The 17552-nt window shown below is 61.8% G+C and carries 33 protein-coding genes; 4 read left to right on the top strand and 29 right to left on the bottom strand.

The features are described from left to right. Positions 1 to 12 precede the first annotated feature (12 nt). From LWW89_RS16530 to LWW89_RS16515, 4 genes are all read left to right on the top strand, one after another. Positions 13 to 924 carry a glutamate/aspartate ABC transporter substrate-binding protein gene (locus tag LWW89_RS16530; protein ID WP_293266157.1) on the top strand — a complete coding sequence of 304 codons (912 nt, stop codon included), beginning with the start codon at positions 13 to 15 and terminating at the stop codon, positions 922 to 924. Between the two features lie 85 nt (positions 925 to 1009). Beyond that, on the top strand, positions 1010 to 1750 hold the full coding sequence (locus tag LWW89_RS16525; protein ID WP_293266155.1) for an amino acid ABC transporter permease: 741 nt from the start codon (positions 1010 to 1012) through the stop codon (positions 1748 to 1750). After that, positions 1747 to 2424: a glutamate/aspartate ABC transporter permease GltK gene (gene gltK / locus LWW89_RS16520; RefSeq protein ID WP_293266153.1), complete on the top strand. Its 678-nt coding sequence runs from the start codon at positions 1747 to 1749 to the stop codon at positions 2422 to 2424. Before LWW89_RS16525 ends, gltK begins: the two co-directional genes overlap by 4 nt. After that, positions 2421 to 3149, top strand: a complete 729-nt coding sequence (locus tag LWW89_RS16515) for an amino acid ABC transporter ATP-binding protein (RefSeq protein WP_293266151.1) — start codon at positions 2421 to 2423, stop codon at positions 3147 to 3149. The genes gltK and LWW89_RS16515 overlap by 4 nt, the downstream gene beginning before the upstream one ends. Positions 3150 to 3301: 152 nt before the next feature. Here LWW89_RS16515 and rplQ read toward each other — a convergent pair whose 3' ends face one another. The 29 genes from rplQ to rpsJ form a co-directional block, all read right to left on the bottom strand. Beyond that, a complete protein-coding gene (rplQ, locus tag LWW89_RS16510) occupies positions 3302 to 3703 on the bottom strand; it encodes a 50S ribosomal protein L17 (RefSeq protein WP_293266149.1) in 402 nt (133 codons plus the stop codon). Positions 3704 to 3731: 28 nt separating this feature from the next. Further along, positions 3732 to 4709: a DNA-directed RNA polymerase subunit alpha gene (gene rpoA / locus LWW89_RS16505; RefSeq protein ID WP_293266147.1), complete on the bottom strand. Its 978-nt coding sequence runs from the start codon at positions 4707 to 4709 to the stop codon at positions 3732 to 3734. A gap of 36 nt (positions 4710 to 4745) precedes the next feature. Next, a complete protein-coding gene (gene rpsD, locus LWW89_RS16500) occupies positions 4746 to 5375 on the bottom strand; it encodes a 30S ribosomal protein S4 (protein ID WP_293266145.1) in 630 nt (209 codons plus the stop codon). Between the two features lie 12 nt (positions 5376 to 5387). After that, on the bottom strand, positions 5388 to 5777 hold the full coding sequence (gene rpsK, locus LWW89_RS16495; protein WP_054621696.1) for a 30S ribosomal protein S11: 390 nt from the start codon (positions 5775 to 5777) through the stop codon (positions 5388 to 5390). A 13-nt stretch (positions 5778 to 5790) separates the two neighbouring features. Next, positions 5791 to 6153, bottom strand: coding sequence for a 30S ribosomal protein S13 (rpsM, locus tag LWW89_RS16490; protein WP_293266141.1), 363 nt, complete (start codon positions 6151 to 6153; stop codon positions 5791 to 5793). Between the two features lie 69 nt (positions 6154 to 6222). Beyond that, a complete protein-coding gene (gene rpmJ / locus LWW89_RS16485) occupies positions 6223 to 6336 on the bottom strand; it encodes a 50S ribosomal protein L36 (protein ID WP_082397123.1) in 114 nt (37 codons plus the stop codon). 100 nt (positions 6337 to 6436) lie between these two features. Beyond that, positions 6437 to 6655, bottom strand: coding sequence for a translation initiation factor IF-1 (infA, locus tag LWW89_RS16480; RefSeq protein WP_293266136.1), 219 nt, complete (start codon positions 6653 to 6655; stop codon positions 6437 to 6439). A 10-nt stretch (positions 6656 to 6665) separates the two neighbouring features. Continuing rightward, entirely contained in the window at positions 6666 to 7988 is a 1323-nt protein-coding gene (secY, locus tag LWW89_RS16475; protein ID WP_293266134.1) for a preprotein translocase subunit SecY, read from the bottom strand. A gap of 32 nt (positions 7989 to 8020) precedes the next feature. Next, positions 8021 to 8455: a 50S ribosomal protein L15 gene (gene rplO / locus LWW89_RS16470; RefSeq protein ID WP_293266132.1), complete on the bottom strand. Its 435-nt coding sequence runs from the start codon at positions 8453 to 8455 to the stop codon at positions 8021 to 8023. 1 nt (position 8456) lies between these two features. Next, positions 8457 to 8639, bottom strand: a complete 183-nt coding sequence (rpmD, locus tag LWW89_RS16465) for a 50S ribosomal protein L30 (protein ID WP_293266130.1) — start codon at positions 8637 to 8639, stop codon at positions 8457 to 8459. Between the two features lie 3 nt (positions 8640 to 8642). Continuing rightward, positions 8643 to 9167: a 30S ribosomal protein S5 gene (gene rpsE / locus LWW89_RS16460; RefSeq protein WP_293266128.1), complete on the bottom strand. Its 525-nt coding sequence runs from the start codon at positions 9165 to 9167 to the stop codon at positions 8643 to 8645. Positions 9168 to 9192: 25 nt separating this feature from the next. Further along, positions 9193 to 9546 carry a 50S ribosomal protein L18 gene (gene rplR / locus LWW89_RS16455; RefSeq protein WP_293266209.1) on the bottom strand — a complete coding sequence of 118 codons (354 nt, stop codon included), beginning with the start codon at positions 9544 to 9546 and terminating at the stop codon, positions 9193 to 9195. A 12-nt stretch (positions 9547 to 9558) separates the two neighbouring features. Further along, positions 9559 to 10092 carry a 50S ribosomal protein L6 gene (gene rplF / locus LWW89_RS16450; RefSeq protein WP_293266126.1) on the bottom strand — a complete coding sequence of 178 codons (534 nt, stop codon included), beginning with the start codon at positions 10090 to 10092 and terminating at the stop codon, positions 9559 to 9561. Between the two features lie 9 nt (positions 10093 to 10101). Then, the gene (gene rpsH, locus LWW89_RS16445; RefSeq protein WP_293266124.1) at positions 10102 to 10497 is read right to left on the bottom strand and encodes a 30S ribosomal protein S8; all 396 of its coding nucleotides are present in this window, start codon (positions 10495 to 10497) and stop codon (positions 10102 to 10104) included. Between the two features lie 16 nt (positions 10498 to 10513). Next, a complete protein-coding gene (rpsN, locus tag LWW89_RS16440) occupies positions 10514 to 10819 on the bottom strand; it encodes a 30S ribosomal protein S14 (RefSeq protein ID WP_293266122.1) in 306 nt (101 codons plus the stop codon). Positions 10820 to 10826: 7 nt separating this feature from the next. After that, positions 10827 to 11366: a 50S ribosomal protein L5 gene (gene rplE / locus LWW89_RS16435; protein WP_293266120.1), complete on the bottom strand. Its 540-nt coding sequence runs from the start codon at positions 11364 to 11366 to the stop codon at positions 10827 to 10829. Between the two features lie 9 nt (positions 11367 to 11375). Then, a complete protein-coding gene (gene rplX / locus LWW89_RS16430) occupies positions 11376 to 11693 on the bottom strand; it encodes a 50S ribosomal protein L24 (RefSeq protein WP_293266118.1) in 318 nt (105 codons plus the stop codon). A gap of 9 nt (positions 11694 to 11702) precedes the next feature. Further along, positions 11703 to 12071: a 50S ribosomal protein L14 gene (rplN, locus tag LWW89_RS16425; protein WP_293266116.1), complete on the bottom strand. Its 369-nt coding sequence runs from the start codon at positions 12069 to 12071 to the stop codon at positions 11703 to 11705. A gap of 200 nt (positions 12072 to 12271) precedes the next feature. Beyond that, complete coding sequence (gene rpsQ, locus LWW89_RS16420) at positions 12272 to 12541, bottom strand: 30S ribosomal protein S17 (protein ID WP_293266114.1); 270 nt, start codon at positions 12539 to 12541, stop codon at positions 12272 to 12274. Next, the gene (rpmC, locus tag LWW89_RS16415) at positions 12538 to 12732 is read right to left on the bottom strand and encodes a 50S ribosomal protein L29 (RefSeq protein ID WP_054621711.1); all 195 of its coding nucleotides are present in this window, start codon (positions 12730 to 12732) and stop codon (positions 12538 to 12540) included. Before rpmC ends, rpsQ begins: the two co-directional genes overlap by 4 nt. 2 nt (positions 12733 to 12734) lie before the next feature. Continuing rightward, on the bottom strand, positions 12735 to 13148 hold the full coding sequence (rplP, locus tag LWW89_RS16410; protein WP_054621712.1) for a 50S ribosomal protein L16: 414 nt from the start codon (positions 13146 to 13148) through the stop codon (positions 12735 to 12737). Further along, complete coding sequence (rpsC, locus tag LWW89_RS16405; protein WP_293266110.1) at positions 13149 to 13940, bottom strand: 30S ribosomal protein S3; 792 nt, start codon at positions 13938 to 13940, stop codon at positions 13149 to 13151. Between the two features lie 9 nt (positions 13941 to 13949). After that, on the bottom strand, positions 13950 to 14279 hold the full coding sequence (gene rplV / locus LWW89_RS16400; RefSeq protein ID WP_054621714.1) for a 50S ribosomal protein L22: 330 nt from the start codon (positions 14277 to 14279) through the stop codon (positions 13950 to 13952). Positions 14280 to 14288: 9 nt separating this feature from the next. After that, entirely contained in the window at positions 14289 to 14564 is a 276-nt protein-coding gene (gene rpsS, locus LWW89_RS16395; RefSeq protein WP_293266108.1) for a 30S ribosomal protein S19, read from the bottom strand. 10 nt (positions 14565 to 14574) lie between these two features. Then, a complete protein-coding gene (gene rplB / locus LWW89_RS16390; protein ID WP_293266106.1) occupies positions 14575 to 15402 on the bottom strand; it encodes a 50S ribosomal protein L2 in 828 nt (275 codons plus the stop codon). Positions 15403 to 15405: 3 nt separating this feature from the next. Next, positions 15406 to 15702 carry a 50S ribosomal protein L23 gene (gene rplW / locus LWW89_RS16385; RefSeq protein WP_293266104.1) on the bottom strand — a complete coding sequence of 99 codons (297 nt, stop codon included), beginning with the start codon at positions 15700 to 15702 and terminating at the stop codon, positions 15406 to 15408. Further along, a complete protein-coding gene (gene rplD / locus LWW89_RS16380) occupies positions 15699 to 16319 on the bottom strand; it encodes a 50S ribosomal protein L4 (RefSeq protein WP_054621717.1) in 621 nt (206 codons plus the stop codon). Before rplD ends, rplW begins: the two co-directional genes overlap by 4 nt. 12 nt (positions 16320 to 16331) lie before the next feature. Then, complete coding sequence (gene rplC / locus LWW89_RS16375; protein ID WP_293266101.1) at positions 16332 to 16976, bottom strand: 50S ribosomal protein L3; 645 nt, start codon at positions 16974 to 16976, stop codon at positions 16332 to 16334. 129 nt (positions 16977 to 17105) lie between these two features. Further along, positions 17106 to 17417 (bottom strand): 30S ribosomal protein S10, encoded by a 312-nt coding sequence (gene rpsJ / locus LWW89_RS16370; RefSeq protein ID WP_054621719.1) that lies wholly within the window; start codon positions 17415 to 17417, stop codon positions 17106 to 17108. Between the last annotated feature and the right edge of the window lie 135 nt (positions 17418 to 17552).

Here is a 17552-nt window from a genome sequence, read left to right as displayed (position 1 = left end):
GAGGAAACCCAGATGAACAAGATCGCAACGTCCCTCGCCCTCGCATTCGGCCTGTCCGCCCTGGCGGTTTCGGCCACGGCCGTGGCGGCCCCCCAGGACCTGGGCCCGACCCTGAAGAAGATCAAGGAAACCAACGCCATCACCCTGGGGCACCGGGAATCGTCCATCCCCTTCTCCTACTACGACGACAAGCAGCAGGTGATCGGCTACTCCCAGGAACTGATGCTGAAGGCGGTGGACGCGGTCAAGGCCGAGCTGAAGGCCCCCAACCTGCAGGTCAAGATGATGCCGGTGACCTCGGCCAACCGCATCACCCTGGTGCAGAACGGCACGGTGGACATCGAATGCGGCTCCACCACCAACAACAGCGAGCGGGCCAAGCAGGTGTCCTTCTCGACCACCATCTTCATCATCGGCACCCGGCTGATGACCAAGAACACTTCGGGCATCAAGGACTTCCCCGACCTGGCCGGCAAGAACGTGGTGACCACCGCCGGCACCACCTCCGAGCGTCTGCTGCGCAAGATGAACGAAGAGAAGCAGATGAAGATGAACATCATCAGCGCCAAGGACCACGGCGAGGCCTTCCTCACCCTGGAAACCGGCCGCGCCGTCGGCTTCATGATGGACGACGCCCTGCTCTACGGCGAAATGGCCAAGGCCAAGCGCCCGGCCGACTGGGTGGTGGTGGGTACGCCCCAGTCTTTTGAAGCCTACGGCTGCATGCTGCGCAAGGACGACCCTCAGTTCAAGAAGCTGGTGGACGCAGCCCTGACCAAGGCCATGACCTCGGGCGAGGCGGAGAAGATCTACGCCAAGTGGTTCCTCAACCCGATCCCGCCCAAGGGGCTGAACCTGAATTTCCCCCTGTCCGACGCCATGAAGGCGCTCTACAAGGCGCCCAACGACAAGCCCTTCGAATAAGCGCGAGGCGCGTCACCACGGCGCATGGAGACGGAAGGGCCTGCGCCCTTCCGTTTTTCTTTCAATCCCCTGAAAGTCGATTCCCATGAGTTACAACTGGAACTGGCCGGTCTTCCTGCAGACGGTGCCGTCCGGCGAGACCACCTACCTGGGCTGGCTGGGGGTGGGCCTGCAATGGACCGTCACCCTCTCCCTCTCGGCCTGGGTCATCGCCCTCCTGGTCGGCGGGCTGATCGGCGTGCTGCGCACCGTGCCGAGCAAGCCCCTGTCCTTCCTCGCCACCTGCCACGTTGAACTGTTCCGCAACGTGCCCCTGCTGGTGCAATTGTTCGTCTGGTACTTCGTCGCGCCCGAATTGCTGCCCTTCGGCTGGGGCGACGCCTTCAAGCAGATGAATCCGCTGTCCCAGCAGTTCCTGGCGGCGGTGCTGTGCCTGGGGCTGTTCACCTCGGCCCGGGTGGCCGAGCAGGTGCGCGCCGGCATCCTCTCCCTGCCCAGGGGGCAGCAGAACGCCGGCCTGGCCCTGGGCTTCACCCTGCCCCAGACCTACCGCTACGTGATCCTGCCGATGGCCTTCCGCATCGTCATCCCGCCCCTCACCTCCGAGTTCCTCAACATCTTCAAGAACTCGGCGGTGGCCACCACCATCGGCCTGATCGAACTGTCGCGCCAGGCCCAGCAGCTGGTGGACTACACGGCCCAGCCCTATGAGGCGTTCATCGCCGTCACCCTGCTGTACATGCTGATCAACGTCACGGTGATGTTCCTGATGCGCCGCCTGGAAAAGAACGTCCAAGTGCCGGGCTTCATCGGAGGTGGCAAATGAACTACGACTTCGACTGGAGTTCGATCCCCGGTGCCCTGCCCCTGCTCGCCAAAGGCATGGCGGTGACCCTGGAGATCACCCTCACCGCCATCGTCATCGGCATCCTCTGGGGCACGGTACTGGCCGTGGCGCGGCTGTCGTCCAACCGGACGGTGGCCTTTCTCGCCGCCGGCTACGTAAACCTGTTCCGCTCGGTGCCCCTGGTGATGGTGATCCTGTGGTTCTACCTGATCGTGCCGCAGCTGCTGAAGAGCATTTTCGGCGAGGGGCTGTCCGACATCCGCTTCGTCTCGGCCCTGGTGGCCTTCACCCTGTTCGAGGCAGCCTACTATTCGGAGATCATCCGCGCCGGCATCCAGAGCGTGTCCAAGGGGCAGGTCAATGCCGGCCTGGCCCTGGGCTTAACCCCGGGCCAGACGATGCGGCTGATCGTGCTGCCCCAGGCTTTCCGCAACATGGTGCCCCTGCTGCTCACCCAGGCGATCATCCTGTTCCAGGACACCTCCCTGGTGTACGTCATCGGTCTGGCCGACTTCTTCGGCACCGCCCAGAAGATCGGCGACCGGGACGGGCGCATCGTCGAGCTGCTGCTGTTCGCCGGGGCCGTCTACTTCGTGCTCTGCTTCAGCCTTTCCCAATTCGTCAAACGCTTCCACAAGAGGATCGGTCAATGATCTCCATCCGCAACGTTTCCAAGTGGTACGGCCAGTTCCAGGTGCTGACCGATTGTTCGACCGAGATCCGCAAGGGCGAGGTGGTGGTGGTGTGCGGCCCCTCCGGCTCGGGCAAGTCCACCCTGATCAAGTGCGTCAATGGGCTGGAGCCGTTCCAGCAGGGCGACATCGTGGTCAACGGCACCTCCATCGCCGATCCCAAGACCAACCTGCCCAAGCTGCGCGCCCACGTGGGGATGGTCTTCCAGCACTTCGAACTGTTCCCGCACATGACCATCACCGAGAACCTGACCATCGCCCAGGTCAAGGTCCTGGGCCGCTCCAAGGACGAGGCCCGCGCCAAGGGCCTCAAGTTTCTCGAACGGGTCGGCCTCAAGGCCCATGCCGAAAAGAATCCCGGCCAGCTCTCCGGCGGTCAGCAGCAGCGCGTGGCCATCGCCCGGGCCCTGGCCATGGACCCGATCTGCATGTTGTTCGACGAACCGACCTCGGCCCTCGACCCGGAGATGATCAACGAGGTGCTCGACGTCATGGTCGAGCTGGCCCAGGAAGGGATGACCATGATGTGCGTGACCCACGAGATGGGCTTTGCTCGCAAAGTGGCAAACCGGGTGATCTTCATGGACCAGGGACGGATCGTCGAAGATGCCGGCAAGGAGGAGTTCTTCGGCACACCGCGCTCGGAGCGGGCCCAGCAGTTCCTCTCAAAGATCCTTCAGCATTGAGGCACGGCCGGGCCGCCATGGCGGGGAAACCCGCCGTGGCGGCTTGCGAGCGCCGATGCGGTAAGCAGCGGCCGTGCAACAGGCAGAATGGCAAAGAAAAAAGCCAGGCAGAACGCCTGGCTTTTTTCTTGATGCTTGTGGGCAGAGAAGGCTTAGGCCTGCTCGACCACTTCGCCTTCCACGGCTTCGCCGCCTTCGGGGCGGTCCAGCAGTTCGACGTAGGCCATCGGCGCATTGTCGCCGGGGCGGAAGCCGCACTTCAGGATGCGCAGGTAGCCGCCGGGGCGGGTCTGGAAGCGGGGGCCCAGTTCGTCGAAGACCTTCACCACCATCTCGCGGTCGCGCAGGCGGTTGAAGGCCAGGCGGCGATTGGACAGGCTCGGGGTCTTGCCCAGGGTGATGATCGGCTCGACCACCCGGCGCAGTTCCTTGGCCTTCGGCAGGGTGGTGCGGATGGCTTCGTGACGCAGCAGGGCGTTGGTCAGGTTGCGCAGCAGCGCCTGGCGGTGCGCGCTGGTACGGTTCAGTTTGCGAAGACCGTTACGGTGACGCATGGTTGAGTTCCTTTATCGATGCGCTGGGTCAGACCTTCTCGAGGCCGGCCGGAGGCCAGTTCTCGAGCTTCATGCCCAGGGTGAGGCCGCGGGCGGCCAGCACTTCTTTGATCTCGTTGAGCGACTTGCGACCCAGATTCGGGGTCTTGAGCAGCTCGTTCTCGGTACGCTGGATGAGATCACCGATGTAGTAGATGTTCTCGGCCTTGAGGCAGTTGGCGGACCGGACGGTCAGCTCCAGGTCGTCCACCGGGCGCAGCAGGATGGGGTCCACCTGCATCGGCTTGGCGGCTTCCACCGGGGCGGGGGTGCCTTCCAGATCAGCGAACACCGACAGTTGCTCGACCAGAATGCGGGCCGCGTTGCGGATCGCTTCTTCCGGATCGATGGCACCGTTGGTCTCGATGTCGATCACCAGCTTGTCCAGGTCGGTACGCTGTTCCACACGGGCGCTCTCGACGCTGTAGGCGACGCGGCGCACCGGGCTGAAGGAAGCGTCGAGCACCAGGTTGCCGATGCTCTTCGAACCGTCCGGGGACTGGCGCATGGTACCGGGGACATAGCCGCGGCCCTTTTGCACCTTCATCTGCAGGTTGAGCTTGCCGCCGGCGGAGATATGGGCGACCACGTGATCCGGGTTGATGATTTCCACATCGTGGGAAATCTCGATATCACGGGCGCGCACCACACCCTCACCCTCTTTCTTCAGGGTGAGGACCGCCTCTTCGCCACGGTGCAGCTTGAACACCACACCCTTGAGGTTGAGGAGGATGTCCACGACATCCTCCTGCACACCGTCAATGGTGGAGTACTCGTGCAGCACGCCGTCGATGCTCACCTCGGTGGGAGCATAGCCGGGCATGGACGACAGCAGGATGCGGCGCAGCGCGTTACCAAGGGTGTGGCCGTAGCCGCGTTCAAACGGCTCCATGACCACCCGCGCCTGGACCGGCGAGAGGTTCTGCACATCGATGATGCGCGGTTTCAGAAGTCCACTGCTTTGCATTGGCTGTCCTTTGGCTGCTCGTCGAACCTACTCGGATTACTTCGAGTAGAGTTCGATGACGAGGCTCTCGTTGATGGTGGAGGGCAGTTCGCTGCGCTGCGGGCGAGCCTTGAAGGTGCCCTTGCCAGCCTTGACGTCCACTTCGAGCCACTCGGGGAAGCCGCGGGATTCGGCAGCCGCCATCGCAGCCTTGACGCGCAGGTGGCCCTTGGTCTTTTCAGCCAGTTCCACGACGTCGCCCGGACGAACGATGAAGGAGGGAATGTTCACGCGCTTGCCGTTCACCAGCACGCCGTTGTGACGCACCACCTGGCGAGACTCGGAGCGGGAAGCACCGAAGCCCATGCGGTAGGCCACGTTGTCGAGACGGGATTCGAGCAGTTGCAGCAGGTTTTCGCCGGTCTGGCCCTTTTTAGCAGCGGCGCTCGCGAAGGTGCGGCGGAACTGGCCTTCCAGGACGCCGTAGATGCGGCGGATCTTCTGCTTTTCACGCAGGTGCACGCCGTAGTCGGACAGACGGGCACCAGACTTCTGGCCGTGCTGACCGGGCGCGTAGGAACGACGCTCGATGGCGCACTTGTCGGTGAAGCACTTTTCGCCCTTGAGGAAAAGCTTTTCACCTTCGCGGCGGCACTGACGGCACTTCGGATCAAGATTTCTTGCCACGGCAAACTCCTGTTAGATGCGGCGCTTTTTCGGCGGACGGCAGCCGTTATGCGGAACCGGAGTCACATCGGTGATCGCGGTGATCTTCATGCCCAGCGCGTTGAGCGCACGGACAGAAGATTCGCGGCCAGGGCCGGGGCCCTTGATGCGCACTTCCAGGTTCTTCACGCCGCACTCGACCGCGACGCGGCCAGCCGCATCGGCAGCGACCTGGGCAGCGAACGGGGTGCTCTTACGGGAGCCCTTGAAGCCGGCACCACCAGCGGTCGCCCAGGACAGAGCGTTGCCCTGGCGGTCGGTGATGGTGATGATGGTGTTGTTGAAAGAGGCGTGGATGTGGGCGATGCCCTCAGCAACGTTCTTTTTGACTTTTTTGCGAACTTTGGCGGCAGTTTTGGCCATGATTCGTCCCTACTTATTTCTTGCCAGCGATGGGCTTACGCGGGCCCTTGCGGGTCCGAGCGTTGGTACGGGTCCGCTGACCGCGGCACGGCAGGCCACGGCGGTGGCGCACGCCACGGTAGCAGCCCAAGTCCATCAGGCGCTTGATGCTCATGGTCACTTCACGGCGGAGATCACCCTCAACCGAGAACTTGCCCACCTCGTCACGCAGCCGCTCCATCTCGGCCTCGGACAGATCCTTAACCTTGGAAGAACGGTTGACGCCAGCCGCGTCGCAGATTTGCTGCGCGCGGGTACGGCCAATGCCAAAAATCGCGGTCAGCGCGATCTCAGCATGCTTATGGGCCGGAATGTTAACCCCTGCAATACGGGCCATGGATTCACCCTAGAAAGCGAAACTACTGATTATATTTCACAATCGCCTTGCGTATCAACGCAAATGCGATCAGCCCTGGCGCTGCTTATGCCGAGGATCGCTGCAGATCACCCGAACCACGCCGTGGCGACGGATGATTTTGCAGTTACGGCAGATACGCTTAACCGAAGCCAGCACTTTCATGATCAACTCCTAATCGTCGATGACTTGCGACGCAGCCAGTCGCTTGCCACCTAAGTTACCGCGTAGAGATTCTTTACCAATGGGAGCTTGCGCTCCCAACTCATTTGGTCCGGAAGACGATCCGAGCCTTGGACAAGTCGTACGGTGTGAGCTGAACCGTCACCTTGTCGCCGGGAAGGATGCGGATGTAGTGCATACGCATCTTTCCCGAAATGAAACCGAGTACCATGTGCCCGTTTTCCAGCTTCACCCGAAATGTTGCGTTGGGGAGGTTCTCAACTACCTCGCCCTGCATTTCGATAACGTCTTCCTTGGCCATTTTTGTTCAGTTATTTCGCAGCCAGACCGCCTTTGAAGTTAGCCTTCTTGAGCAGACTCTCATACTGATGAGACATGATGAAGGCCTGAACCTGGGACATAAAGTCCATGGTCACCACCACGATGATCAGCAGCGAGGTGCCGCCGAAGTAGAACGGCACGTTCCACTTCAGGATCAGGAACTCGGGCAGCAGGCACACCAGGGTGATGTAAGCAGCCCCAATCAGGGTCAACCGCATCAGGATCTTGTCGATGTAGCGGGCGGTATGGTCACCGGGGCGAATGCCGGGGACGAAGGCGCCGCTCTTCTTCAGGTTGTCGGCGGTCTCCTTGGAGTTGAAGACCAGGGCCGTGTAGAAGAAACAGAAGAACACGATGGCGGCCGCATACAACATGACGTACAGCGGCTGGCCAGGGCTCAGGGTAGCGGCCACATCCTTGAGCCAGCGCGCCTTGTCACCGGAACCGAACCAGCCAGCCACGGTGGCCGGGAAGAGGATGATCGACGAGGCGAAGATCGGCGGAATCACACCAGCCATGTTGAGCTTGAGCGGCAGGTGGGAGCTCTGGCCACCGTAGATCTTGTTGCCAACTTGGCGCTTGGCGTAATTCACCAGGATCTTGCGCTGGCCGCGTTCGACGAACACCACGAAGGCGGTCACGGCACCGACCAGCAGCACGATGAAGATCGCGGTGATCGGATGCATGGCACCGGTGCGCACCAGTTCGAGCAGGCCGCCGATCGAATTCGGCAGGCCGGCGGCGATACCGGCAAAAATGATGATCGAGATGCCGTTACCCAGACCGCGCTCGGTAATCTGCTCGCCGAGCCACATCAGGAACATGGTACCGGTGACCAGGGTGGTCACGGCAGTGAGGCGGAACATGAAGCCTGGGTCGATGACCAGACCGGGCTGCGCCTCAAGGGCCACGGCAATGCCCAGGCCCTGGAACAGGGCAAGCAGCACGGTGCCGTAGCGGGTGTACTGGGTGATCTTACGCCGACCGGCCTCGCCTTCCTTCTTTAGGGCTTCGAGCTGCGGGCTGGCGACGCTCATCAGTTGCATGATGATCGATGCCGAGATGTACGGCATGATCCCCAGTGCAAAAATCGTAAAGCGCGACAGGGCGCCCCCGGAGAACATGTTGAACATGCCCAGGATGCCGCCCTGCTGCGAGCGGAAAAGATCGGACAGCGCGTTGGGGTCGATGCCCGGAACGGGGATGTGCGCCCCGATCCGGTAGACCACCAGCGCGCCGAGCAAGAACCACAGCCGCCGCTTCAAATCGGCAAACTTACCACCTTGCTTGATGAGCGGATTGTTCGAAGCCACCGTCCGACTTTCCTATAAAAACGAGTAACGAGTTACTCGGCAATGCTGCCGCCGGCAGCTTCGATGGCCGCCTTGGCACCCTTGGTGGCGCCGATACCCTTCAGCACGACCTTGCGGGACAGCGCGCCGGAGAGAATCACCTTGACGGACAGGGCGTGGATGTCCACGAGGCCGGACTGCTTCAAGGTCAGCAGGTCGATTTCGTCAACCGGCAGAGCCTGAAGGTCGGACAAGCGGATTTCCACGTTGCGTGCGTTGGTCAGGGACTTGAAGCCACGCTTGGGCAGGCGACGCTGCAGCGGCATCTGACCGCCTTCGAAGCCAACCTTGTGGAAGCCACCGGCACGGGACTTCTGACCCTTGTGACCGCGAGTCGCGGTCTTGCCCAGGCCGGAGCCGATACCGCGGCCGACACGCTTGGGAGCATGCTTGGCGCCGACGGCGGGCTTGATGGTATTCAGTTCCATATCAACCCTCGTACTTCAGCAGGTACGCGACCTTGTTGATCATGCCGCGGTTGGCCGGGGTATCGATCACTTCAACCGTGTGGTTGATGCGACGCAGGCCGAGGCCGCGCACGGTGGCGCGGTGCGACTGCTTGGTGCCGATCAGGCTCTTGATGAGCGTGACCTTGATTTTGTTGTCAGCCATGACTTACCCCAGAATCTCTTCAACGGATTTGCCACGCTTGGCGGCGATCTCGGACGGGGTGCTCATGGAGAGCAGGCCGTTGATCGTCGCGCGGACAATGTTGTAAGGGTTGGTGGAGCCGTGGGCCTTGGCCACGATGTTGGTCACGCCCATCACTTCGAAGACGGCACGCATGGCGCCGCCGGCGATGATGCCGGTACCTTCGGGAGCGGGCATCATCAGCACCTTGGAGGCGCCGTGCTCGCCGACGACCGGGTGGTGCAGGGTGCCGCTCTTCAGAGACACCTTGGCCATCTTGCGGCGGGCTTCTTCCATCGCCTTCTGCACGGCGACGGGCACTTCGCGGGACTTGCCCTTGCCCATGCCGATACCACCATCGCCGTCGCCGACCACGGTCAGGGCAGCGAAGCCCATGATCCGACCGCCCTTGACGACCTTGGTGACGCGATTGATGGAGACCATCTTCTCGCGAAGACCGTCGTCACGCTCGTCAGCCTGCTGAACTCGTTTGCTTTGCGGTTTAGCCATTTTTAACCTCTACTCGTACCGGGCCTTAGAACTGCAGGCCGTTTTCACGGGCAGCATCGGCCAGGGCCTTGACGCGGCCGTGGTACTTGAAGCCGGAACGGTCGAAGGAAACGGTTTCGACACCGGCCTTCTTCGCGCGCTCGGCGATCAGCTTGCCAATCAGGGTGGCAGCCTGAACGCTGCCGCCGTGGGAGAGGTCCTTGCGGACTTCGGGCTCGAGGCTCGAAGCCGCGGCCAGAACCTTGGAACCGCAAGGGGAGATCACCTGGGCGTAGATGTGACTGTTGGTGCGATGCACCGACAGACGCACGGCTTTGAGCTCGGCAATCTTGGCCCGGGTTTTGCGGGCCCTGCGCAGTCGCGCCTGCTTCTTGTCGATCATGATTAGCCCTTACTTCTTCTTCGTTTCCTTGAGCACGACCACTTCGTCGGCGTAGCGCACGCCCTTGCCCTTGTAGGGTTCGGGGGAGCGGTAGGCGCGGACTTCAGCCGCCACCTGGCCGACGACCTGCTTGTCGATGCCCTTGATCACGATTTCCGTCTGGGACGGGGTTTCGACCTTGATGCCAGCCGGCATCTTGTGCGCCACCGGGTGAGAGAACCCCAGGGAGAGGTTCAGGGTCTCGCCCTGAGCCTGGGCACGGTAGCCCACGCCCACCAGGGTCAGCTTGCGCTCAAACCCCTTGGAGACGCCGGTCACCATGTTGTTCACCAGGGCGCGGGTGGTGCCGGAGAGGGCGCCGGCATTGATGGCGCCTTCGTTCGGCTTCACCAGCAGCTGGCCGCCTTCTTGTTCAACACGCACGGCGGGGTTGACCGCAATCTTCAGGGAGCCCAGGGGCCCCTTCACGGTCACGTCCTGGCCGGCCAGGGTGACTTCAACACCTTGGGGCAGCGTAATCGGATTCTTACCAACGCGGGACATGTTGACTCCTTACGCCACGACGCATAGCACTTCGCCGCCAACCTTGGCAGCCCGCGCCTTGCGGTCGGTCATGACACCCTTGGGGGTGGACACGATGGCCACGCCCAGGCCGCTCAGGACGCGGGGAATGTCCTGGGAGCCCTTGTAGACGCGCAGACCGGGGCGGGAGACGCGCTCGATGCGCTCAATCACCGGGCGGCCGGCGTAGTACTTCAGGCCAATCTGCAGCACGGGCTTCTCGGCTTCGCCGCGCACGGCGAAATTGTCGATATAGCCTTCGTCCTTCAGCACTTGTGCAATCGCCACTTTCAGCTTGGAGGAAGGCATTTCAACTTCGGCCTTCTCTGCCATCTGGGCGTTGCGGATGCGGGTCAGCATGTCCGCGATCGGATCGCTCATTGCCATTTACAAATCCTCCTGCTTACCAGCTGGCCTTGGTCATGCCCGGGATTTCCCCCTTGAAGGCAATCTCACGGATCTTGTTGCGGCACAGACCGAACTTGCGGAACACGCCACGGGGACGACCAGTCATCTGGCAACGATTCACCAGACGCACCGGGCTCGTGTTGCGGGGCAGCGCCTGAAGCTTCAGTCGGGCTTCGAAACGCTCGGCATCGCTCAGGGTCGCGTTGTCGATGATCGCCTGGAGCGCTTCACGCTTCTTGGCGAACTTGGCAACGAGGGTGCGACGCTTGTCTTCGCGGTTGATCAGGGCTTTCTTCGCCATAATCGCCTCAATTCTTGAACGGGAACTTGAAGGCCGCGAGGAGCGCGCGGGCTTCCTCATCGGTCTTCGCCGTGGTGGTGATGCTGATGTTCATCCCGCGGAGCGCGTCGATCTTGTCGTACTCGATCTCGGGGAAAATGATCTGCTCTTTCACACCCATGTTGTAGTTGCCACGGCCGTCGAAGCCCTTGCCGGAGATACCACGGAAGTCGCGGACGCGGGGCAGAGCCACGGTCACCAGACGATCCAGGAACTCGAACATGCGGGGACCGCGCAGGGTCACCATGCAACCCAGGGGGTAGCCGTCGCGAATCTTGAAGCCAGCGATGGACGTGCGGGCCTTGGTCACCACCGGCTTCTGACCGGCGATCTTGACCATGTCGCCAACGGCGTTGTCCAGAACCTTCTTATCGGCCACAGCCTCACCCACACCCATGTTCAGGGTGATCTTGGTGATGCGGGGCACTTCCATGACGGACTTGTAACCGAACTGCTTGGTCAGCTCGGAAACGACGGTCGTCTTGTAAAAATCAGCCAAACGCGCCATGTCTGTTCCTTAAGCGTCCACGACCTCGCCGGTCGCCTTGAACACGCGCACCATGCGGCCGTCTTCCAGCTTCTTGATGCCGACACGGCCACCCTTGCTGGTCTTCGGGTTGAAGAGCGCGACGTTGGAAATGTGGATGGGCATGTCCTTTTCGACAATGCCACCGACTTCGCCGCGGATCGGGTTCGGACGAACGTGCTTCTTGGCACGATTCACGCCCTCAACCACCACGTGGTCGGCGTCGAGGCGACGCAGAACGGCGCCACGCTTGCCCTTGTCCTTGCCGGTCAGAACGATGACTTCGTCACCCTTGCGAATCTTTTCCATGGCGCCTCCTTAGAGCACTTCGGGCGCCAGGGACACGATCTTCATGAACCGCTCGCTACGCAGTTCGCGAGTGACCGGTCCGAAGATGCGGGTGCCGATGGGCTCCAGCTTGTTATTGAGGAGCACGGCGGCATTGCCGTCGAACTTGACAAGGGAGCCGTCCGGACGACGCACGCCCTTGGCAGTGCGAACGACGACGGCGTTATAGACGTCACCCTTTTTCACACGACCACGGGGAGCAGCATCCTTGATGCTGACCTTGATGATGTCACCAATGCCGGCATACCGGCGCTTGGATCCACCCAACACCTTGATACACATGACCGAACGCGCACCGGTGTTGTCGGCGACATCCAGAATCGTCTGCATCTGAATCATTGATTAACTCCAACTTATCCCGCGAAGACCGCGGTCAGTCTTGGATCCCGTATATGGGGAAGATCCCTTCGGGGCAGGCGCCAGATAGACACCCAGACTTGCGATCCCCTCGGGGTCGAGGCAAATGCAACGGTGCCCGGAAGACCGGGCACCGCAGAAAAGAAGTCGAATATAGCAGGACTTCTAGATACGCGCAAGCGTTAGGCCACAACTGCCTTTTCAAGCAGCTTGGTCACACGCCAGGCTTTGGTACGGGACAGCGGACGGCACTCCTCGATCTGGACCAGATCGCCGGCTTGCGCCTCGTTGTTCTCGTTGTGCGCGTGGTACTTCTTGGACAGCTGGATCACCTTGCCGTACTTCGGGTGGTTCACACGACGCTCGACCAGGACGGTGACCGTCTTGTCCATCTTGTCGCTCACCACGCGGCCGATCAGCGTCCGCTTAATGCTGCTGGTGGTCTCGGTCATTGCTGCACCGCCTTTTCACGAAGAATGGTACGGACACGGGCGATGTCGCGACGAACCTTGCCGATCTGACTGGTGTTCGCCAGCTGCTGCGTCGCCTTCTGCATACGAAGGGAGAACTGAGCCTTGAGGAGCTCGACGAGCTCCTTGTTCAGTTCCTCAACGCTTTTCGCTTTGAGTTCATTGGCTTTCATGATTATCCCAACTGACGGGTCACGAAGGTCGTCGCGATGGGGAGCTTGGCCGCGGCGAGCTTGAAGGCTTCGCGGGCCAGCTCGACGCTGACGCCATCCATTTCATAGAGGACCTTGCCCGGCTGGATCTCGGCCACCCAGTACTCCGGGTTACCCTTACCGTTACCCATACGGACTTCGGCAGGCTTCTTGGAGATGGGCTTGTCCGGGAACACGCGGATCCAGATGCGGCCGCCGCGCTTGATGTGCCGGGTCATGGCACGACGAGCAGCTTCGATCTGACGGGCGGTCAGACGACCGCGACCGATGGCCTTCAGGCCGAATTCACCGAAGGACACCTTGGCGCCACGAGTCGCCAGGCCGGTATTGCGGCCCTTGTGTTCCTTGCGGTACTTGCGACGTGCGGGTTGCAGCATTTACGCACCTGCCTTTCTGACACGCTTGGCCGGAGCCTTGGCGTCACCCTCACCCTCGGCCTTGGCCGGACGGGAACGGGGCTTGCCTTCGCCGTCACCGGGGCGACCGCGCCGGGCAGGGCGCTTCTCTTCGCCTTCGGGGGAAGCGGCGGGCTGCTCGTTGCGGCCCATGTTTTCACCCTTGTACACCCAAACCTTGATACCGATCACGCCGTAGGTGGTGTGGGCTTCGGAAGTACCGTAGTCGATGTCGGCGCGCAGGGTGTGCAGGGGCACACGACCTTCGCGATACCACTCGGTACGAGCGATTTCAGCACCGTTGAGGCGGCCGGAGCTCATGATCTTGATGCCCTGGGCGCCCAGGCGCATGGCGTTCTGCATCGCGCGCTTCATGGCGCGGCGGAACATGATGCGCTTTTCCAACTGCTGAGCGATGGAGTCGGCGATCAGCTTCGCATCGATTTCCGGCTTGCGGATTTCTTCGATGGAAACGTGCACCGGCACACCGAGAATGCCCTGCAGGCCCGAACGGAGCTGATCGATCTCCTCGCCCTTCTTGCCGATGACCACGCCCGGACGGGCGGAATAAACGGTCACACGGGCGTTCTTGGCGGGGCGCTCGATCACAACGCGGCCAACGGACGCGTGGGCAAGCTTCTTTTTCAGATACTCACGGACTTCCGCATCCTCGTTCAGCATGGACGCGAAATTCTGGTTATTCGCGTACCAGCGGGAGGACCAGTCGCGGGTCACCGCGAGGCGGAAGCCGGTCGGATGAATCTTCTGTCCCATAGCCTATCCTCAGTTGCCGACGGTCAGGAAAATGTGGCAAGTCGGCTTGAGAATCCGGTTGCCACGACCCTTCGCACGAGCCGTCCAGCGCTTGAGCGTTGCAGCCTGCTCGACGTACACGGTCTTCACCTTCAGCTCGTCAATGTCGGCACCATCATTGTGCTCAGCATTGGCAATGGCCGATTCGAGGACCTTCTTCATGATTTCCGCGCCCTTCTTCGGGCAGAAAGCCAGGACGTTGAGCGCCTGGTCGACCCGCTTGCCGCGGATCAGGTCAGCCACGAGGCGACCCTTCTGGGCCGAGAGGCGGACGCCGCGCAATACAGCACGAGTTTCCATATCCACTCCTTAACGCTTGGCTTTCTTGCCCGCGGTGTGACCCTTGAAGGTACGGGTCAGCGCGAACTCGCCCAGCTTGTGACCAACCATGTTCTCGGTGACGAACACCGGGATGTGTTGCCGGCCGTTGTGGACGGCAATGGTCAGGCCGATGAAGTCGGGCAGGATGGTCGAGCGGCGGGACCAGGTCTTGATCGGCCGCTTGTCGTTACCCGTGCGAGCCGACTCTACCTTCTTCCAGAGGTGCGCGTCGACGAACGGGCCTTTCTTGAGAGAACGTGCCATTCTTTACCTCTTAGCGTTTGTGACGACGCTGCACGATCATGGAAGTCGTGCGCTTGTTGCTGCGGGTGCGGTAACCCTTGGCCGGGGTACCCCAGGGGCTGACGGGAACACGACCCTCGCCGGTGCGGCCTTCGCCGCCACCGTGCGGGTGGTCCACCGGGTTCATGGCAACGCCGCGAACCGTCGGACGGACACCACGCCAGCGGGTGGCACCAGCTTTACCCAGCTTGCGCAGGTTGTTTTCCTCGTTGCCCACTTCGCCGATGGTGGCGCGGCACTCGATGTGCACGCGGCGGATTTCACCGGAGCGCAGGCGCAGCTGGGCGTAGGAGCCTTCACGGGCAAGCAGTTGCACGGAGGTACCGGCGGCGCGAGCCAGCTGGGCACCCTTGCCGGGCAGCATTTCTACGCAGTGAATGGTGGAACCCACGGGGATGTTGCGGATGGGCAGGGTGTTACCAACCTTGATCGGAGCCTCGGAACCGCTCAGCAGCTGCTGGCCGACCACCAGACCCTTGGGGGCCACGATGTAGCGGCGCTCGCCGTCGGCGTAGCACAGCAGCGCGATGTGGGCGGAACGGTTGGGGTCGTACTCCAGACGCTCAACCTTGGCGGGAATACCGTCCTTGTTGCGCTTGAAGTCGATCACGCGGTACTGCTGCTTGTGACCGCCACCTTTATGGCGAACGGTGACGTGACCGTTGTTGTTACGACCCGAACCGCGAACCTGCTTTTCGAGCAGAGAGGCAACGGGGCGGCCCTTGTACAGCTCGGGGCTCACCACCTTGACGACCGCGCGGCGACCGGCGGACGTGGGTTTGACTTTCATCAGTGCCATGACTTACTCCCCGGCCACGAAATTGATTTCCTGGCCCGGCTTCAGGCAAACGAAGGCTTTCTTCCAGCCCTTGCGACGACCCAGCCCGTGGCGGGTGCGCTTGAGCTTGCCTTTGACGTTCGCAACTTGCACGGACTCGACCTGCACCTTGAAGAGCAGTTCGACGGCAGCTTTGATCTCCGGCTTGGTGGCGTCAGAAGCCACGCGGAAGATCACCTGCTCGTTCTTGTCGGCCACATAGGTCGCCTTCTCAGAGATCTGGGGCGCCAGCAGCACTTGCATCAGACGTTCCTGATTCATCCCCACATCTCCTCAAACTTGGCCACGGCGCTCTTGGTGAGCAGGACCTTGGGGAAACGCACCAGGGACACCGGATCGGCTTCCTGCGGCTCGAGCACGAGCACGTTGAACAGGTTGCGCGAAGCCAGGAAGAGATTCTCATCCAGGTTATCGGTGATCACCAGCACGGACTCCAGACCGAGGTTCTTCAGCTTTTCGACGAAGAGCTTGGTCTTGGGGGCGTCGACAGCAATGTCGTCCACCACGGCCAGACGATCTTCGCGGGCCAACTGGGAGAAGATCGCGGCCATACCGGCGCGGAACATCTTCTTGTTGACCTTCTGGCTGAAGTTTTCTTCCGGGGAGTTCGGGAAAATCTTACCGCCCCCGCGCCACAGCGGGCTGGAGGACATACCGGCGCGAGCGCGACCGGTACCCTTCTGCTTCCAGGGCTTGCGGGTGGTGTGCTTGACGTTGGCGCGATCCTTCTGGGCGCGATTGCCGGAGCGGGCGTTGGCCTGGTAGGCCACGACCAGCTGGTGAATCAGCGCTTCGTTGTATTCGCGACCGAACAGGATGTCGGAGGCCTGCAGACGGCTTGCCTCTTGACCCTTATCGTTGATGACTTTCAGTTCCATTGTCGCCCTCGCTTAGGAGCCAGCCTTGACCGCAGGCCGAACGATCACGTCCGAACCCTTGGAGCCCGGCACAGCGCCCTTGACCAGCAGCAGCTGGCGCTCGGCATCCACGCGAACCACTTCGAGGTTCTGCATGGTGCGCTGAACGGCGCCCAGATGGCCGGCCATCCGCTTGCCCGGGAATACGCGACCGGGGTCCTGGGCCATACCGATGGAGCCGGGGGCACGGGTGGTCACGGAGTTACCGTGGGATGCGCGGTTGGAGCTGAAGTTGTGACGCTTGATCGCGCCTTGAAAACCCTTACCCTGGGTGGTACCGGTCACATCGACCAGCTGCCCAGCGGCAAAGAGGGTCACGGCGATTTGGTCGCCGGGCTTCAGATTGGCGAGGTCCGCGGGAGTTACAGCGAACTCCTTGAGGACGTGACCAGCCTCAACCCCAGCCTTGGCCAGGTGGCCGGCAAGGGGCTTGACCACGCGCGAAGCGCGGCGCTGGCCGAAAGTCACCTGGACCGCGGCATAGCCGTCGGTTTCAGGGGTCTTGATCTGGGAGACGCGATTGTTCGACACATCAAGCACCGTCACCGGGATGGTTGCACCATCATCGGCAAAGATGCGAGTCATGCCGACCTTGCGCCCGACAAGGCCTAGACTCATGGTTTTTCTCCTGACGCCGGCTACGGTTGGCCGGCGAGCATTCAAGTCAAACCGGGCGAATCCCGAAGGAAACGCCCGCCGAAAAGCTGCGGATTATAACTGCAATTAATCCGCCAGCGCAAACTCTTGTTACTGCAGCTTGATTTCCACGTCGACGCCAGCCGGCAGATCCAGCTTCATCAGCGCATCGACCGTCTTGTCGGTCGGGTCGATGATGTCCATCAGGCGTTGATGGGTCCGGATTTCGAACTGGTCGCGGGACGTCTTGTTGACGTGCGGGGAACGCAGGATGTCAAAACGCTGCTTGCGGGTAGGCAGGGGCACAGGGCCACGCACCACGGCGCCGGTCCGCTTGGCGGTCTCGACGATTTCCTGAGCGGACTGGTCGATCAGGCGGTAGTCGAAAGCCTTGAGGCGGATACGGATTTTCTGGTTTTGCATGATTGTTCCTAAAGAGCGAATCAAAGAGCAGGGAAAGAACTGAGCCGGCGGAGTACGCCGGCTCAGTCAGATCAAGCCGAGATTACTCGATGATCTTGGAGACGACGCCGGCGCCGACGGTGCGGCCGCCTTCGC

It is taken from the genome of Oryzomicrobium sp. (genome assembly GCF_021287045.1).
Classification (GTDB): domain Bacteria; phylum Pseudomonadota; class Gammaproteobacteria; order Burkholderiales; family Rhodocyclaceae; genus Oryzomicrobium.
The sequence above is the reverse complement of the archived record's forward strand: the minus strand, read 5'-3'. Positions and strand labels throughout refer to the sequence as shown.

Bases quoted from the DNA above. Each gene is read 5' to 3' on its own strand.
- LWW89_RS16530 (WP_293266157.1), top strand. From the start codon at position 13: ATGAACAAGATCGCAACGTCCCTCGCCCTCGCATTCGGCCTGTCCGCC.
- LWW89_RS16525 (WP_293266155.1), top strand. From the start codon at position 1,010: ATGAGTTACAACTGGAACTGGCCGGTCTTCCTGCAGACGGTGCCGTCC.
- gltK (WP_293266153.1), top strand. From the start codon at position 1,747: ATGAACTACGACTTCGACTGGAGTTCGATCCCCGGTGCCCTGCCCCTG.
- LWW89_RS16515 (WP_293266151.1), top strand. From the start codon at position 2,421: ATGATCTCCATCCGCAACGTTTCCAAGTGGTACGGCCAGTTCCAGGTG.
- rplQ (WP_293266149.1), bottom strand. From the start codon at position 3,703: ATGCGTCACCGTAACGGTCTTCGCAAACTGAACCGTACCAGCGCGCAC.
- rpoA (WP_293266147.1), bottom strand. From the start codon at position 4,709: ATGCAAAGCAGTGGACTTCTGAAACCGCGCATCATCGATGTGCAGAAC.
- rpsK (WP_054621696.1), bottom strand. From the start codon at position 5,777: ATGGCCAAAACTGCCGCCAAAGTTCGCAAAAAAGTCAAAAAGAACGTT.
- rpsM (WP_293266141.1), bottom strand. From the start codon at position 6,153: ATGGCCCGTATTGCAGGGGTTAACATTCCGGCCCATAAGCATGCTGAG.
- rpmJ (WP_082397123.1), bottom strand. From the start codon at position 6,336: ATGAAAGTGCTGGCTTCGGTTAAGCGTATCTGCCGTAACTGCAAAATC.
- infA (WP_293266136.1), bottom strand. From the start codon at position 6,655: ATGGCCAAGGAAGACGTTATCGAAATGCAGGGCGAGGTAGTTGAGAAC.
- rplO (WP_293266132.1), bottom strand. From the start codon at position 8,455: ATGGAACTGAATACCATCAAGCCCGCCGTCGGCGCCAAGCATGCTCCC.
- rpmD (WP_293266130.1), bottom strand. From the start codon at position 8,639: ATGGCTGACAACAAAATCAAGGTCACGCTCATCAAGAGCCTGATCGGC.
- rpsE (WP_293266128.1), bottom strand. From the start codon at position 9,167: ATGGCTAAACCGCAAAGCAAACGAGTTCAGCAGGCTGACGAGCGTGAC.
- rplF (WP_293266126.1), bottom strand. From the start codon at position 10,092: ATGTCCCGCGTTGGTAAGAATCCGATTACGCTGCCCCAAGGTGTTGAA.
- rpsH (WP_293266124.1), bottom strand. From the start codon at position 10,497: ATGGCAATGAGCGATCCGATCGCGGACATGCTGACCCGCATCCGCAAC.
- rpsN (WP_293266122.1), bottom strand. From the start codon at position 10,819: ATGGCGAAGAAAGCCCTGATCAACCGCGAAGACAAGCGTCGCACCCTC.
- rplE (WP_293266120.1), bottom strand. From the start codon at position 11,366: ATGGCGCGTTTGGCTGATTTTTACAAGACGACCGTCGTTTCCGAGCTG.
- rplX (WP_293266118.1), bottom strand. From the start codon at position 11,693: ATGGAAAAGATTCGCAAGGGTGACGAAGTCATCGTTCTGACCGGCAAG.
- rplN (WP_293266116.1), bottom strand. From the start codon at position 12,071: ATGATTCAGATGCAGACGATTCTGGATGTCGCCGACAACACCGGTGCG.
- rpsQ (WP_293266114.1), bottom strand. From the start codon at position 12,541: ATGACCGAGACCACCAGCAGCATTAAGCGGACGCTGATCGGCCGCGTG.
- rpmC (WP_054621711.1), bottom strand. From the start codon at position 12,732: ATGAAAGCCAATGAACTCAAAGCGAAAAGCGTTGAGGAACTGAACAAG.
- rplP (WP_054621712.1), bottom strand. From the start codon at position 13,148: ATGCTGCAACCCGCACGTCGCAAGTACCGCAAGGAACACAAGGGCCGC.
- rpsC (WP_293266110.1), bottom strand. From the start codon at position 13,940: ATGGGACAGAAGATTCATCCGACCGGCTTCCGCCTCGCGGTGACCCGC.
- rplV (WP_054621714.1), bottom strand. From the start codon at position 14,279: ATGGAAACTCGTGCTGTATTGCGCGGCGTCCGCCTCTCGGCCCAGAAG.
- rpsS (WP_293266108.1), bottom strand. From the start codon at position 14,564: ATGGCACGTTCTCTCAAGAAAGGCCCGTTCGTCGACGCGCACCTCTGG.
- rplB (WP_293266106.1), bottom strand. From the start codon at position 15,402: ATGGCACTGATGAAAGTCAAACCCACGTCCGCCGGTCGCCGCGCGGTC.
- rplW (WP_293266104.1), bottom strand. From the start codon at position 15,702: ATGAATCAGGAACGTCTGATGCAAGTGCTGCTGGCGCCCCAGATCTCT.
- rplD (WP_054621717.1), bottom strand. From the start codon at position 16,319: ATGGAACTGAAAGTCATCAACGATAAGGGTCAAGAGGCAAGCCGTCTG.
- rplC (WP_293266101.1), bottom strand. From the start codon at position 16,976: ATGAGTCTAGGCCTTGTCGGGCGCAAGGTCGGCATGACTCGCATCTTT.
- rpsJ (WP_054621719.1), bottom strand. From the start codon at position 17,417: ATGCAAAACCAGAAAATCCGTATCCGCCTCAAGGCTTTCGACTACCGC.